Here is a 15,802-nt window from a genome sequence, read left to right as displayed (position 1 = left end):
TTTAATAGTTTTAAACTCTTTAGTTGCTTCAATTGAATATTTATTAAATTTGGGTTATGAATGAAAATCTTGATGCAAATGATTACAATTATACTCCTAACGAAAAGGAGTACGAAAAAGCATTAAGGCCATTATCTTTTAACGATTTTACAGGTCAAAAACCAGTAATTGATAATTTAAAAATATTTGTTGAAGCTGCGAAACAAAGGGATGAAGCTTTAGATCATGTTTTATTGCATGGACCTCCTGGATTAGGTAAAACTACTTTAGCTAATATAATTGCTAACGAGTTAAATGTTGGGTTTAAAATTACTTCAGGCCCTGTTTTAGAAAAGCCAGGAGATTTAGCAGGGTTACTTACTAACCTCGAAGAAGGAGATGTGTTGTTTATTGATGAAATACATCGTTTATCTGCTGTTGTAGAAGAGTATTTGTATTCAGCAATGGAAGACTATAGAATTGATATTATGATTGATTCTGGACCAAACGCTAGAAGTGTTCAAATTGAATTAAATCCTTTTACTTTAGTAGGAGCAACTACTAGAACAGGATTATTAACTTCTCCTTTAAGAGCTCGTTTTGGAATTACTTCCCGATTAGAATATTATGATACTGATTTATTGGCTAAAATAATTCAGCGCTCATCAGACATCTTAAAAGTTGCTATTGATGAAGATGCAGCATACGAAATTGCAGGAAGAAGTAGAGGTACTCCCCGTATTTCAAATTCATTATTGCGAAGAATAAGAGATTTTGCTCAAGTAAAAGGTGACGGAACAGTTACAAAAGAAATCTCGTTATTTGGTTTAACTGCTTTAAATGTAGATAAGCATGGATTAGACGATATGGATAATCGAATATTAACAACCATTATAGATAAATTTAAAGGAGGTCCTGTTGGTTTAACAACTATTGCTACAGCTGTAAGTGAACAAGCTGGGACCATTGAAGAAGTTTATGAACCATTTTTAATCAAAGAAGGTTTTATTATGAGAACTCCAAGGGGGAGAGAAGTGACAGAAAAAGCGTATAAACATTTAGGAAGAATCAAAAATCCAAGCCAAGGAAATTTGTTTTGATAAAAAGTACTGAATACACCCAACAAATTAAAACCGAAGCAACTCGCTTGGGTTTTTCTTTTTGTGGAATTGCTAAAGCTGAATATTTAGAGGAAGAATCTCCTCGATTAGAAAAATGGTTAAGCCAAAATATGCATGGTAAAATGCAATACATGGAAAACTATTTTGAAAAACGTTTAGATCCTACAAAATTGGTTGAAGGTTCAAAGTCAGTTGTCACATTGATGTATAATTATTTCCCAGAAAAGGAGCAACGAGATGATAGTTTTAATATTTCTAAATATGCTTATGGGCAAGATTATCATGCCATAATAAAAAAGAAATTAAAAGAGTTTGTGAGTTTTATTCATGAAGAAGTTGGTGAAGTTAATGCTCAAATATATGTCGATTCAGCTCCTGTTCTAGAAAGGGCATGGGCTAAAAAAAGTGGATTGGGTTGGATAGGTAAAAATGCAATGCTAATTCATCCTAAAAATGGATCTTTCTTTTTTTTAGCAGAAGTAATTTTGGATTTAGAATTAGAATATGATAATCCAATTAAAGATTATTGTGGAACCTGCACAGCATGTATAGATGCTTGCCCAACAGAAGCAATTTTACCTGGAAAAGTAGTTGATGGAAGTAAATGTATATCTTATTTCACCATTGAGCTTAAAGACGAAATTATACCAAACGAAGTAAAAGGGAAATTTAACGACTGGATGTTTGGATGTGATATCTGTCAAGATGTATGCCCTTGGAATAGATTTTCTAAACCACATAATGAGAAATTATTTAATCCACATCCTAAACTATTGGAGTATTCAAAAAATGAATGGATGGATTTAACAGAAGAGATTTATCAAGAAATTTTCAAGAAGTCAGCAGTTAAACGAACTAAGTTTAAAGGAATAAAAAGGAATATTGACTTTTTAAATAAAAATTAATTTCCCCAGCGATAAGTCTCGTTTTCTAATCCAATTAAATCAATAATTCTGCTAACAACTGTTTGAGCAACTTCTTCTATAGTTTTTGGTTGACTATAAAAAGAAGGCGTTGCGGGGCAAATTATTCCGCCAGCTTCAGTAACAGTTTTCATGTTTTTAATATGAATTAAATTATAAGGAGTTTCTCTAGCAACTAAAATTAATTTTCTTCTTTCTTTTAAAATCACATCAGCGGCTCTAGATAATAAGTCATTAGAAATACCATTAGCAATTCGTCCTAAAGTACCCATAGAGCATGGAACAACAACCATAGTGTCATATTTTGCAGAGCCAGAAGCAAAAGGGGCGTAAAAATTATTTTTATCGTAAAATGTAAAAGAGTAGTTTTTGTAATCCTGGTTTCCTAATTCATGTTCCCAAACTGTTTTTGCATTATCACTCATCACAACTCCGACTTCAATGTTATTTTTATCTTGTTGGAGTGTGAAAAAGTCGAGTAAAAGTTTTGCATAAATACTTCCAGAAGCACCAGTTACTGCAATGATTATTTTTCTTTTACTCATATATTACTTGCTTTTATTGAATTGATACCTTACTGAAAAATTTAAATCTAAACTATACCAGCCTCTATTAAAAAGCTTGTTTAAAATTCCAATCTGTTGGTCGAAATTATTAAAGTCACGAATAGGAATAAGTGAATTTTTAGAACGTAAATTAAAAATAAAATTATCGTTTATTTTATAGTTTATACCAAAGAATCCACCAAAATCAAACGATTTAAAAGGGTAGTTGCCAGTGTCTCTTTCTCCAAACTGGTCACTCATTGAATAGCTTAAAAATTTACTAGCATATAAACCTCCTTCAAAAATGAATTTTTTATAATGATAACGAAAACTTATAGGGATTTCGATATAATTAATATTTAAGTTAAAAGCTTCAACATCTCCTTTGTCTGGTCTTGGATTTTTTTGACTGCCCTTATTAATGTAGTATATCTCTAGTTGAGTTGAAACTTTATCAGAAAACTCTGTATTTGCAAAGCCTCCTGCAATAAAACCAAGTTTATTATAACCTCCATATCCATCTCCCTCAACTTGCGATCCACTTATTCCAAGCATAACACCAGCATTAAATACTTGCGCATTAATAAAAATGGGAAATATTAAAATAAATAGAAAAGAGAGTAAGAATTTCATAGAGCAAAGTTAATGAAAACTCTATTTACTTTTGTAAAAGCAATTTTTCTACTAAAGGCGGTAATCCTTTGCTTGCAAGATCTTTGATAATGATTATGTTATCTTTTTTTGAAGTGTAAACTTCTTTTGGGTCAATTAAGTAAATAGTACAATTTTTAGATGTAAAATCAATAAGATTTGCTGCCGGATAAACGGATAAAGATGTTCCGACAATGATTAATATCTCTGCTTTTTTACAGATAGCTTGAGCTTCTGTCATTTTAGGAACTTCTTCTCCAAACCATACAATATGAGGGCGTAATTGTGATTTTTTCTCACAGTAATCTCCAATATTTAATTCAGTTGATTTTATATGGTAAGTTTTCCCAGTTAATACACTTCGTGACTTTAAAATTTCACCATGAAGATGGATGACATTTTTTGAGCCAGCTCGCTCATGTAAATTGTCAATATTTTGTGTGATAACAGTTACGTTGAATTTCTTTTCTAATTTAGGTATTGCTATATGAGCTTCATTCGGTTCTGCTTCCAAAACTTGTTTTCTCCTTGCGTTATAAAACTCCAAAACTAACTTCGGATTTTTAGCCCATGCTTCAGGAGTAGCAACATCTTCAATATTGTGATTCTCCCATAATCCATCAGTATCTCTGAAAGTTTTTAAGCCACTTTCAGCACTAATTCCTGCACCAGAAAAAACAACTATATTTTTCATTAAAAAATTCAAATAATTATCCATAAATATATAAAAATATTGGCAAAAACACTTATGGTCATTCATAATATTATTGTTATTTTTACGCGTTCGTGAATTGGCTATAAAATGGGAAAAACAAGGAAAGAAATAGATGCTTTAGAGTATCATGCGCAAGGTAAACCAGGTAAGATTGAGGTGGTTCCAACAAAGCCATATAGTACTCAAAGAGATTTGTCTTTGGCTTATTCTCCTGGTGTAGCAACACCTTGTCTTGAAATTGAAAAGAACCCTGAAGATGCTTATAAATATACTGCAAAAGGAAATCTAGTCGCAGTAATATCTAATGGTACTGCTGTTCTTGGGTTAGGTAATATTGGTGCATTAGCATCAAAACCAGTTATGGAAGGTAAAGGGTTGTTATTTAAGATATTTGCCGATATTGATGTTTTTGATATTGAAGTTGATGCTAATGATATCAATTCATTTGTAAATACGGTTAAAGCAATTTCTCCAACTTTTGGGGGAATCAACCTAGAGGATATTAAAGCACCTGAATGTTTTGAAATAGAAGAACGCTTAAAAAAGGAATTAAAAATTCCTGTAATGCATGATGATCAGCATGGTACAGCAATTATATCATCTGCAGCTATGATTAACGCCGTAGAACTTGCCGAGAAAAAGATCGATGAAATAAAACTTGTAGTTAGTGGAGCAGGAGCGTCTGCTATGTCATGTTCAAAATTATATGTTTCATTAGGTGTAAAAAAAGAAAACATCGTAATGGTTGATAGCAGTGGGGTTATTAGAGCAGATAGAAAAGACCTTTCATCTTCAAAAAAAGAATTTGCAACTAAAAGAGATTTAAATACACTTGAGGAAGCTTTGAATGGAGCAGATATGTTTCTTGGATTATCAAGAGGAGGATTGTTAACTAAAAAAATGGTTAAAACAATGGCAAGTAATCCTATTGTTTTTGCTTTAGCAAATCCAGACCCAGAAATTGCTTATAAGGATGCAATAGCTTCAAGAAAAGATATAATTATAGCAACAGGTCGTTCAGATCATCCTAATCAAGTAAATAATGTTTTAGGATTTCCCTATATTTTTAGAGGTGCATTAGATGTAAGAGCTACTTGTATAAATGAAGAAATGAAGTTGGCAGCAGTTAAAGCTATTGCTCAACTAGCGAAAGAAACTGTTCCTGAAGTGGTAAATGAAGCTTACGATGAAAAAAATATAATTTTCGGAAGAGATTTTATAATACCGAAACCACTAGACCCAAGACTTTTAACCACAATAGCACCAGCAGTGGCAAAAGCAGCAATTGATTCAGGTGTTGCTCAAAGTCCTATTTCTGACTGGGAAGATTATAAAGAAGAATTATCTAAACGATTAGGATTAGATAATAAATTGCTTAAAAACATAACTGAAAGAGCAAAAAGAAACCCTAAGAAGGTTGTGTTTGCAGAAGCGGATAATTATAAAACATTAAAAGCTGCTCAAATTGTTAATGATGAAGGAATTGCCAAACCAATTCTTTTAGGTAAAATCAAAAAAATAAATGAGATTGCAGAAGAATTTCATTTAGACATAGAAGGATTAACTATAATTGACCCTAGAAGCTCTAAAGAACAAGCAAGAAAAGATAAGTATGCTAAGCTTTTATTTGAGAAGAGAAAAAGAAGAGGTGTAACCTTAATGGAAGCCAGAGATATGGTTAGAAGCAGAAACTACTTTGGTTCAGCTATGGTTGAGATGGGAGATGCTGATGCTTTAATTTCAGGGTTAACACGTAATTATAGAAATACAATTAGACCAGCGTTACAAGTTATTGGTACTGATGACGATGTAAGTAAAATCGCAGGTATGTATATTTTATTTACAAAGCATGGGCCTTTCTTTTTTGCCGATACTACTGTAAACGTGAATCCTACTGCAAGAGATATTGTTGATATTACTTTATTAGCATCTAAAATTATACAGCGATTTAAAGTAACTCCAAGAATTGCTTTACTTTCATATTCTAATTTTGGATCTTCTGAAGAAGAAGATGCGATTAAAATGCGTGAAGCTGCCAAAATATTACATTCAGAGCATCCTGATTTAGTAGTTGATGGCGAAATACAAGCAAATTTTGCTTTAAATAAAGATTTAAGAGATGAAATTTTTCCATTTTCTGAATTAGCTCGAAAAAATACAAACACATTAATATTCCCTAATTTATCATCTGGAAATATAGCCTATAAATTAATGCAAGAAATGGCTGGATTTGAGTCTATTGGACCAATTTTATTGGGTATGAAAAAGCCAGTTCATATTCTTCAGCTAGGAAGTTCGGTAAGGGAAATAGTAAATATGGTGACAATAGCTGTCGCAGACGTACAAACAAGAAAATAAATGATTGCACAAATAAAAGGTAGATTGGTAGAAAAGACACCAACTTATGTTGTTATAGATTGTAATGGTGTTGGTTATCAGTTAAATATATCTTTAAATACATTTTCTAAAATTGGTGATAATGAGTCTTGCTTACTTTTTACCCACTTTGTGGTTAGAGAGGATGCTCAACTTCTTTATGGATTTAAAGAAAAAAGTGAAAGAGAGTTATTTCGGTTATTGATCTCGGTTTCTGGAGTAGGATCTAGTACTGCTATGATGATTTTATCCTCATTATCTCCAGATGAAACTAAGAATGCAATAATGACTTCTGATGTAAATACACTAAAAGGAGTAAAGGGCATAGGTGCAAAATCAGCCGAAAGAATTATTGTTGATTTAAAAGATAAAATAGGTAAGGTTGAAAATTCCGATAATTTATCTATCTTCTCAAACAATACTATTAAAGATGAAGCGTTAAGTGCACTTGTAATGTTAGGATTTTCAAAAGGACCAGCAGAAAAAGCACTTACGAAAATAGTTTCACAAACATCAGACATTACAGTTGAAGAGCTTATTAAAAGAACATTAAAAAATCTTTAGTAAGTGGATTTGGTTTGAAGATTACAAAAAAAACATATAAAAGTGCATTTACAATATTGCTATTATCATCCATTATTTTGGTTGTAAACAATATTGTCAATCCTACTTTTACCAAAGCCATTCCTCATAACAATATCCTAGCTCTTCAGTTAGATAGTCCAGAAATTGATTTGCCATTTCCATTTGAAGATGGCATGGGAGGTCCTGAAAATGATAATAACGGAGGTTTATATTTAAGTAATCCATCTAATGTGGAATCTGGATTTGAATATGATCCAGAGACCGAGAGTTATAATTATTCTGAGAAAATAGGAGGTAGATATTATAAGTATCCTACTTATATGGATTTTGAAGAATATATTAATTATGACGCTAAAAAATCCATGCAGAAATATTGGAAAGAAAAAGCTGCAGCGGATGACATTAATCAAACAAAAGGATTTAGACCCAGTTTAACTGTTAAAGGGAAAGCTTTTGATAGAATATTTGGAGGGAATACAATAGATATAAGGCCGCAAGGTTCAGCAGAGTTGTCATTTGGGATTAATCGTTCTTCTCGAGACAATCCTGCCTTACCTGCAAATCAAAGAACCACAACAACTTTTAATTTTGACCAAAAAATTCAGTTAAATGTAGTTGGTAACATTGGTGAGAAGCTAAAATTATCTACAAGCTATAATACTGAAGCCACATTTGATTTTGAAAATCAAATGAAAATAGAATATACTGGTTATGAAGATGAGATAATTCAAAAAATTGAAGCAGGAAATGTTTCATTACCACTTAAAAGTTCTTTAATTACGGGAAGTCAAACACTTTTTGGAATAAAAACCGAATTGAAATTCGGAAGATTGTACGTAACAAGTGTCTTGTCACAAGAAAAAGGAGAGAAAAAAGAAATTAACGTGCAAGGTGGAGCACAAATTCAAGAATTTGAAAAGCAAGGTTCTGAGTATGAAGAGTATAAGCACTACTTTTTATCACAATATTTTAGAGATACATATGAAAGTTCATTAGCATCACCACCAATAGTTAATTCTAGAGTAAATATTACCAAAGTTGAAGTTTGGACTTCAAACGTTAACAATTCAGTTAACAACACCAAAAACATTATTGGGTTTATGGATTTAGGGGAAGGAACTCAAAATAATATTTATAATGATGCATTAGTATTTGATGCTAATCCATCACCCAATACTAATCTTCCTATCAACACTTCAAATAATTTATATGGGAATATAACAGAAGGATATCCAGGAGCTAACTTAATCCGAAGTTTTGTTGATGCTAGTGGGGAATTAGAAAATATTGGTTTTGAAAATGGTGTTGATTTTGAAAAGTACCAAGATGCTAGATTGTTAAATCCTTCAGAGTATAGAGTTCACCCTCAATTGGGTTATATTTCTTTAAATTCATCTGTTCAGGCTGATCAAATTTTAGCAGTTTCATTTCAATATACTTATGATGGTCAAGTATATCAAGTTGGTGAATTTTCAACTGATGGTATCCCAGGACAAGAAGCTTTGTATGTTAAGTTGTTAAAAGGAACAATATTAAGCACAGATTTACCAACTTGGGATTTAATGATGAAAAATGTTTATTCCTTGGGGGCATTTAATATTTCTCAGAATGATTTCTTTTTAACTATTGATTATTTAAATCCAGCAACAGGTGTTGAAATACCATTTATTCCTGATGGGAATCTAAATGGTCTTCCGATTATTAGTGTTATGAATTTAGATAGAATGAATTCTAATAATCAACCAAATTCAGATGGTGTTTTTGATTTTATTGATGGGGTTACTATTAGCGCTTCTAATGGACGAGTTTATTTCCCAGTTCTCGAGCCTTTTGGTTCTCATTTAAGAGGTAAGTTTGATGACCCTGTTCTTGGCGAGAAATATGCATTCGACTCACTTTATGCTACAACACAAGTTTTAGCTCAGCAAGATGTAGCGAAAAATAGATTTGTAATAAAGGGACAATATTCTTCCTCTTCTAGTTCTGATATATCCCTTAATTCATTAAATATTCCACAAGGATCAGTTGTTGTTACTGCAGGAGGGGCAACCTTAACTGAAAATGTTGATTATACTGTCGACTATAATTTAGGTCGAGTAAAAATTATAAATGATGGGATTTTACAATCAGGTACTCCTATTAAAATATCACTAGAAAGCCAGTCTTTATTTAATATTCAAACAAAGACTATGATGGGTACAAGATTGGATTATAAGATAAGTGATAAGTTCAATATTGGAGGTACAGTTATAAAATTATCAGAAAGACCTTTAACACCAAAAATTAATATTGGTGATGAGCCAATTAATAATATGATTTGGGGGTTAGATTTAACTTATACAAGCGAAGTGCCTTTATTAACTAGATTAGCTGATAAATTGCCAATTTATAGTACTAAAGAAAAATCCACAATTACTATTGAAGGTGAATTTGCCCAATTAAGACCTGGAAACCCTTCGGCAATATCTAAAAGTGGAACAGCCTATTTAGATGATTTTGAAGGAAGTCAATCTACTATAGATTTAACTACTATTTCTCAATGGAATTTAGCAAGTACACCTCAAGGTCAACCAGATTTATTTCCTGAAGGAGATGGAGCTTTATCTAACACACTTGCTTATGGATATAATAGAGCAAACTTGTCTTGGTATATTATAGATCCTTTATTTTGGAGAAATGATTCTAGGACACCTAATCACATAAAAAATGATCCAGATATGCAATCCAATCACTATATGAGAGAGGTATTGCAAACAGAGGTTTTTCCTAACAGGAGTCAAACAAATGGTATTATTACCAATATGCCAATTTTAGATTTAGCATTCTATCCAAGAGAAAGAGGTCCTTATAATTTTGATGATGGTTCTGGTCCAGGTTCTGGTATCGCAGCTGACGGAACTCTTAATAACCCAACTACTCGATGGGGTGGTATGATGCGTAAAATTGAAACTACAGATTTTGAATCTTCTAATGTTGAATTTATTCAATTTTGGGTTATGGACCCTTTCAATGATGAAGATGGAAATCCAAATCATGCTGGGGGTCAATTATATTTTAACTTAGGAAATATTTCTGAGGATATACTAAAAGATTCACGTAAGAGTTTTGAAAATGGATTACCAATTGGACCAATTGATTATGCAACTGGAGAGAATACGAACTTAGTAGATACAACTATATGGGGTAGGGTTCCAAATGTTCAGGTATTAGTTAATGCTTTTGATAATACGCCATCTACTAGAGTTTTTCAAGATGTTGGGTATGATGGTTTAAATAACAGTGAAGAAGCAGCTTTTTTTGGGAACAACTTTGGATCAGACCCTGCTGCAGATGATTATCACCATTATAGAGGTTCTGATTTTGATGCGAATGAAACGAACATTTTAGATAGGTATAAGAAATTTATTAACCCTGATGGTAACTCACCTACTTCAGAGCAATATACTGAACCTTATTCAACTTCGGCAACAACAAGACCTAATGTGGAAGATATAAATTTAAATAACAATTTAGATTTTAAAGAAAGCTATTTCCAATATGTAATAAACTTGAACCCAACACAAGTAAACCCTTCTAACGTTGGGAATAATTATATTACTAACGTATTGGAAACTACTGTGAAAACTGCTAATGGGGAAACACGAAATATAAAATGGTATCAGTTTAAAATTCCAATTCGTGAGCCAGAAAAAATTGTTGGAAATATTAGCGATTTTAAATCAATTCGATTTATGAGAATGTTCATGAAAGGGTTTAATGAAGAAGTTGTGTTGAGATTTGCGCAACTTGATTTAGTAAGAGGTGAATGGAGAAAATATGATGGAAGTCTATTGAGTTTAGGTGATTATATTGGTACTGACGATAATGAAACTTCGTTTATCATATCAGCTGTTAATGTTGAAGAGAACAGTAGTAAAACCCCAGTTAATTATGTTATCCCTCCAGGTATTTTAAGAGAAATAAATCCAAACCCATCTACTAGTAATAATGGATTAAATCAACTAAATGAACAATCTCTAGCTTTAAATGTTTCTAACTTAAAAGATGGAGATGCAAGAGCTGGATATAAAGTTATGGATGTTGATATAAGACGTTATAAAAGATTGAAAATGTATATCCATGCAGAAGAAAGTAATCCAACAGTGCCATTAAATGATAATGATTTAACCGTTTTCATTAGAATGGGAACTGATTTTAATAATCATTTTTATGAATATGAAGTACCATTAAAAGTTACAGCTCCTGGATTTTATGATAGCGGGAATGAAAATGATCAATTCGCTGTTTGGCCAGAAGAAAATAATATTGATTTAGTATTTAGTAAGCTAACGGATTTAAAGTTAAGAAGGAATGCTCTTTTATCGGATCCTCAAAGTGGAGTTATTATTAATAAAGAGTTTGAAGAAGCAGACGGGAAAAATACATTAAAAGTAAAAGGAAATCCAAATTTAGCTGAAGTAAAAGTATTTATGATTGGGGTGAGAAACAAAAAGCAATCACCTATAAATCCTCTTGATGATGCATTAGAAAAATCTGCTGAAATATGGGTGAATGAGTTAAGAATGAATGAGTTTGATAATGAGGGAGGTTGGGCTACCCAAGCTCGATTAACTACTCAAATTGCGGACTTAGGAAACATTACTCTTGCAGGTAACTATAGTACACCAGGATTTGGAAGTGTTCAGCAAAAGTTGAATGAAAGACAAATAGAAACCAGAAAAGGATATGACCTATCTGCAAATGTTGAATTAGGGAAATTTATTCCTGAAAAAGTTGGTATAAGTGTGCCAATGTATTACAACGTATCAGAAGGTAGAGTTACCCCTAAGTATAATCCTTTAGATCCAGATATTGAATTAAATAATTTATTAGATGATGAGCAATTTTCTCAAAATTATAGAGATTCTGTTAGGGCAAGAACTGTTGAATTCTCGAAAAGGAGAAGTATCAATTTTACGAATGTTAGAAAGTTAAAGCCTAAAGGACAGGTTAAATCACGTTTTTATGATATTTCTAACTGGTCATTTAATTATGGCTATTCCGTTTCTCATTTTCATGATATAAATACTCAGTTTGATACTAGAAAAAATTATAAAGCTGGAATTGCATATTCGTTTAGTAATAATCCAAAAAATTATACTCCTTTTAGTGAAACTAAAATTGCAAAAAAGAAAGCCTTTCAATTTATAAAAGACTTTAACTTCTATCTCGCGCCAAAACAATTTTCATTTCAAACAGATGTGGATAGAATGTATTCTGAACGTCAGCAAAGAAATAATACTGGATTTGATTTTGAATTGCCAACGTATTATCAAAAGCATTTTTATTGGAACAGAATTTATGCATTGAAATATGATATTACTAAAGCGTTAAAATTCAATTTCAACGCATCAAATAGAGCTACAATTAATGAACCTTTAACTGCCAACGGAAGAGTTAACAAAGAATTTGAAGACGAATATCAGCAATGGAAAGATACTGTATTGCAAAGCTTTAGAGAATTTGGAATAAATACCAATTACAATCATAGTTTTAATCTGAATTATGAAGTGCCAATTAACAAGCTTCCGCTTCTTGATTTTATAACCTTAACAGCTCAATATTCTGGAGGATATGATTGGCAAAGAGCTCCTATAGGTGCAGATAGCTTAGGAAATACAATACAAAACACTAATTCAACATCTTTCAATACTCAATTAAATATGGGTAAATTTTACAATCAATTTAATTTTGTTAAAAAGATTGAAAAAAGGTCTGTAGAAAGACAGCAGCGAAGAGCTCAGAATAGAATGAAACCTGATAAGAATAAAACCCAAGCACAAAATGCAATGGCTAAAGGATGGAAGCCTGGAACGGCTCCTGTTTCTATTGAATTTGACTTGAAAAAGTTTAAAGATACTGATACAACAAAAACTGAATTGTGGAGAAAAAAACTTCCATTTAAACCGCTAGATCATGTCGCGCTACTTTTAATGAGTACTAAAAATATCTCAGGAACTTATACAAGATCTCGAGGTACAATTTTACCTGGTTACAATCAAGAATCAGATATTTTAGGAATGAATCCAAGTTTTTCTGCTCCAGGATTTAATTTTATATCTGGTATACAAGAAGATAATTTTGCTGAAAATGCAGCAGATAGAGATTGGTTAATCCCTAATTCAACATTAATGTATACTTATAACACAACATTTAGTGAAGACTATAATATTAGAGCAACTTTAAGACCTTTAAAATCTTTAAGAATTCAATTAAATGCAACAAGAAATTACTCAACTAATTTAAATCAACAATTCTTTTGGTCAGATACATTAAATAGTTATCAATTTCCAACACCAATAGAAACAGGTAGTTTTAGTATGTCTTACATAACAGCTTTAACTGCTTTTTCTAGTGACGAAGAAGGGACATGGAATTCTGTTGTATTTGACGACTTTTTAGAGAAAAGGAAAACAGTCTCACAGCGATTAGGTGATCAGGATCCTAATTCAAATGGATTTGTAGGTGATTATACTGATGGGTATAATGGTACTTCACAAGATGTATTGATACCTACATTTTTAGCTGCTTATTCAGGAAGAAGTGCTGATGACATAAGTTTAAAATCATTTGATAAATATATTCCAATTCCCAATTGGAGAATTACATATGATGGGTTAGAAAAAATTCCGTTAATAAACAGAGTGTTTAAAAAGTTTAGCGTGAATCATTCTTATTCTTCTAAATTTAATGTTAGTTCATTCACGTCTAATTTGCTTTTTCTAGATGACGGCTCTGCAAGAGATATTAACAATAACTTCATTCCTGAGAATCAAATTTCAGCTGTTTCTATATCTGAACAATTTAGTCCATTAATGGGGTTTGATATGACATTAAACAACAATATGATTATTCGAGTAGAGTATAAAAAAGATAGAAATGCCTCATTAAGTTTATCAAATAGCCAAATAACAGAAATAAAAGGACGCGAATGGGTGATAGGAACAGGCTATAAATTTAGAAATATTAGAGTTCCTTTTATTAAGCGAAGAATACAAAGTGATGTTGATACAAGAATTGATTTTTCAATAAGAAACAATAATACAATTATTAGAAAAATTGTTGAAGAAGTGAATCAGCTAACCGCAGGTCAGCGAATATTTTCGGTTAAGTTTACAGCCGATTATAAAATAAGTCAAAAGCTTAACATTCGATTGTTTTATGATTTTATTTCAACAAAACCATTTATTTCTACTTCTTTCCCAACAACAAATACAAATGCTGGGTTTAGCTTAAGATTTAGCTTGACTCAATAATGGTTAATAAAATATAATTGTTAGGAGATAAATAATTGTAAATAATAAATACCTTTAGCACGATAATTAAAAAATAGAATAAAAATGAATATTCCAGCAAATTTAAAGTACACAAAAGATCACGAATGGATTAAGATTGATGGTGATGTAGCAACAATTGGGATTACTGATTTTGCACAAGGAGAATTAGGAGATATCGTTTATGTAGAAGTTGAAACTGAAGGTGAAACTTTAGCTCAAGAAGAAACATTTGGAACAGTTGAAGCTGTAAAAACAGTTTCTGATTTATTTATGCCAGTTTCAGGAGAGGTTATTGAATTTAATAGTGATTTAGAGTCTCAACCAGAGGTTGTAAATAATGACCCTTATGAAGGTGGATGGATGATAAAAGTAAAAATGTCTGATATATCAGAAGTTGATGGGCTTCTTTCTGCTGATGATTATCAAAATTTAATAGGATAATTAAAAAGTTTAAATACTTTTTTCCAGCTTTAATATGGCTTTTTGCGATATTAATTTTAAGTAGTTATCCTGGGAACAAAATACCATCAGCGCCATTTTTTGGATTTGATAAAGTAGTACATATAACAATATATTTTCTACTTTCTTTATTCGTTATGTTTGGGTTTTATTTTATAAGAAATAAAGAAAACTTAACATTGAAATTGATGATAATTTGTGCTGTTTTTGGAATTTTGTTTGGTGGACTTATGGAAATTTGTCAACATTACATCTTTGTTAATAGAAGTGGTAATTGTTACGACTTTCTAGCAAACACTATTGGAGCTATAATAGGAGTTGCTGTTTGTCCAAAATTATTTAAATTGCTACCGTTTAAAAGATGATGGTATAAAAATGTTAATGCATTTAAAAAATTATTAATTTTAGAGTTAGAAAATTAAAAATATGGAACCGAAAAAAAATCCAAAAGCTGATTTAGAACAAATAAGAGGAACCTTTTTAGCAGGTGGACTTTTAATGTCAATGGTAATTATTTATTTATTGGTGAACTTAAAGTTTTACGATGTTAAAGCAAGTGAACTTGGACAGTTAGTTGTTGATGAAATGGAAGAAGAGATTATTCCTATTACACAGCAAAATACACCGCCACCACCACCACCACCACCACCAGCTGCTCCAGAAGTTATTGAGATAGTTGAAGATGATGTTGAGGTAGAAGAAATTGAAATGATTGATACAGAAGCTGATGCTGAAACAATAGTTGAAGAATTTGAAGTTGTAGAAGAAGTTGTAGAAGAAGAAATTTTTACTATTGTTGAGAGTATGCCTGAGTTCCCTGGAGGAGGTCAAGAAGCATTATTTAAGTACTTACAGAAAACCATGAAATACCCTCAAATAGCCAAAGAAAATGGTATTCAAGGAACTGTGTTTGTTAACTTTGTTGTAGGTAAAGACGGTAAAATTAGAGACGCTAAGATATTAAGAGGTGTTAACAAGATGCTGGATGAAGAAGCAATAAGAGTTGTTAAAGCAATGCCATCTTGGAAACCTGGTAAGCAAAGAGGTAAAGCTGTTTCAGTTTCATATAACTTACCAATTAAGTTTACATTGAGATAATAGATATTAAGATAGTTTACTTTAAAAGCATCCA

General features: G+C 31.5%; 11 protein-coding genes. 8 read left to right on the top strand and 3 right to left on the bottom strand.

Annotation, left to right across the window (positions count from 1 at the left end; all coding sequences use genetic code 11):
* Positions 1 to 56 precede the first annotated feature (56 nt).
* Positions 57 to 1,079, top strand: a complete 1,023-nt coding sequence (gene ruvB, locus FRY74_RS03225) for a Holliday junction branch migration DNA helicase RuvB (protein WP_147098542.1) — start codon at positions 57 to 59, stop codon at positions 1,077 to 1,079.
* Complete coding sequence (queG, locus tag FRY74_RS03220) at positions 1,076 to 2,005, top strand: tRNA epoxyqueuosine(34) reductase QueG (protein ID WP_147098539.1); 930 nt, start codon at positions 1,076 to 1,078, stop codon at positions 2,003 to 2,005. The genes ruvB and queG overlap by 4 nt, the downstream gene beginning before the upstream one ends.
* Here the strand turns inward: queG and FRY74_RS03215 are convergent.
* The 3 genes from FRY74_RS03215 to FRY74_RS03205 are packed head-to-tail and all read right to left on the bottom strand — an operon-like array spanning position 2,002 to position 3,979.
* Positions 2,002 to 2,568, bottom strand: a complete 567-nt coding sequence (locus FRY74_RS03215) for a UbiX family flavin prenyltransferase (RefSeq protein ID WP_147098537.1) — start codon at positions 2,566 to 2,568, stop codon at positions 2,002 to 2,004. The two genes, queG and FRY74_RS03215, sit on opposite strands and share 4 nt — an antisense overlap.
* A gap of 3 nt (positions 2,569 to 2,571) precedes the next feature.
* The gene (locus FRY74_RS03210; protein ID WP_147098535.1) at positions 2,572 to 3,201 is read right to left on the bottom strand and encodes a porin family protein; all 630 of its coding nucleotides are present in this window, start codon (positions 3,199 to 3,201) and stop codon (positions 2,572 to 2,574) included.
* 25 nt (positions 3,202 to 3,226) lie between these two features.
* The gene (locus tag FRY74_RS03205) at positions 3,227 to 3,979 is read right to left on the bottom strand and encodes an SIR2 family NAD-dependent protein deacylase (protein ID WP_317132187.1); all 753 of its coding nucleotides are present in this window, start codon (positions 3,977 to 3,979) and stop codon (positions 3,227 to 3,229) included.
* 42 nt (positions 3,980 to 4,021) lie between these two features.
* Between FRY74_RS03205 and FRY74_RS03200 the strand changes: the two genes are divergently transcribed.
* From FRY74_RS03200 to FRY74_RS03180, 6 genes are all read left to right on the top strand, one after another.
* Complete coding sequence (locus FRY74_RS03200; RefSeq protein WP_147098533.1) at positions 4,022 to 6,292, top strand: NADP-dependent malic enzyme; 2,271 nt, start codon at positions 4,022 to 4,024, stop codon at positions 6,290 to 6,292.
* A complete protein-coding gene (ruvA, locus tag FRY74_RS03195) occupies positions 6,293 to 6,874 on the top strand; it encodes a Holliday junction branch migration protein RuvA (protein WP_147098531.1) in 582 nt (193 codons plus the stop codon).
* Between the two features lie 14 nt (positions 6,875 to 6,888).
* The gene (gene sov, locus FRY74_RS03190) at positions 6,889 to 14,190 is read left to right on the top strand and encodes a T9SS outer membrane translocon Sov/SprA (protein WP_147098528.1); all 7,302 of its coding nucleotides are present in this window, start codon (positions 6,889 to 6,891) and stop codon (positions 14,188 to 14,190) included.
* An 84-nt stretch (positions 14,191 to 14,274) separates the two neighbouring features.
* On the top strand, positions 14,275 to 14,652 hold the full coding sequence (gcvH, locus tag FRY74_RS03185) for a glycine cleavage system protein GcvH (protein ID WP_147098526.1): 378 nt from the start codon (positions 14,275 to 14,277) through the stop codon (positions 14,650 to 14,652).
* Positions 14,649 to 15,035 carry a VanZ family protein gene (locus FRY74_RS13075; RefSeq protein ID WP_170227937.1) on the top strand — a complete coding sequence of 129 codons (387 nt, stop codon included), beginning with the start codon at positions 14,649 to 14,651 and terminating at the stop codon, positions 15,033 to 15,035. Before gcvH ends, FRY74_RS13075 begins: the two co-directional genes overlap by 4 nt.
* A gap of 61 nt (positions 15,036 to 15,096) precedes the next feature.
* Positions 15,097 to 15,768 carry an energy transducer TonB gene (locus FRY74_RS03180; RefSeq protein WP_147098525.1) on the top strand — a complete coding sequence of 224 codons (672 nt, stop codon included), beginning with the start codon at positions 15,097 to 15,099 and terminating at the stop codon, positions 15,766 to 15,768.
* The last annotated feature ends 34 nt before the right edge of the window (positions 15,769 to 15,802 follow it).

Source organism: Vicingus serpentipes (assembly GCF_007993035.1).
Classification (GTDB): domain Bacteria; phylum Bacteroidota; class Bacteroidia; order Flavobacteriales_E; family Vicingaceae; genus Vicingus; species Vicingus serpentipes.
This window is presented reverse-complemented; position numbering and strand designations above follow the sequence as displayed.

Excerpts from the sequence above, each read along its gene's own strand:
- ruvB (WP_147098542.1), top strand. The coding sequence starts at position 57 with ATGAATGAAAATCTTGATGCAAATGATTACAATTATACTCCTAACGAA.
- FRY74_RS03215 (WP_147098537.1), bottom strand. The coding sequence starts at position 2,568 with ATGAGTAAAAGAAAAATAATCATTGCAGTAACTGGTGCTTCTGGAAGT.
- FRY74_RS03210 (WP_147098535.1), bottom strand. The coding sequence starts at position 3,201 with ATGAAATTCTTACTCTCTTTTCTATTTATTTTAATATTTCCCATTTTT.
- FRY74_RS03205 (WP_317132187.1), bottom strand. The coding sequence starts at position 3,979 with ATGAATGACCATAAGTGTTTTTGCCAATATTTTTATATATTTATGGAT.
- FRY74_RS03200 (WP_147098533.1), top strand. The coding sequence starts at position 4,022 with ATGGGAAAAACAAGGAAAGAAATAGATGCTTTAGAGTATCATGCGCAA.
- ruvA (WP_147098531.1), top strand. The coding sequence starts at position 6,293 with ATGATTGCACAAATAAAAGGTAGATTGGTAGAAAAGACACCAACTTAT.
- gcvH (WP_147098526.1), top strand. The coding sequence starts at position 14,275 with ATGAATATTCCAGCAAATTTAAAGTACACAAAAGATCACGAATGGATT.
- FRY74_RS03180 (WP_147098525.1), top strand. The coding sequence starts at position 15,097 with ATGGAACCGAAAAAAAATCCAAAAGCTGATTTAGAACAAATAAGAGGA.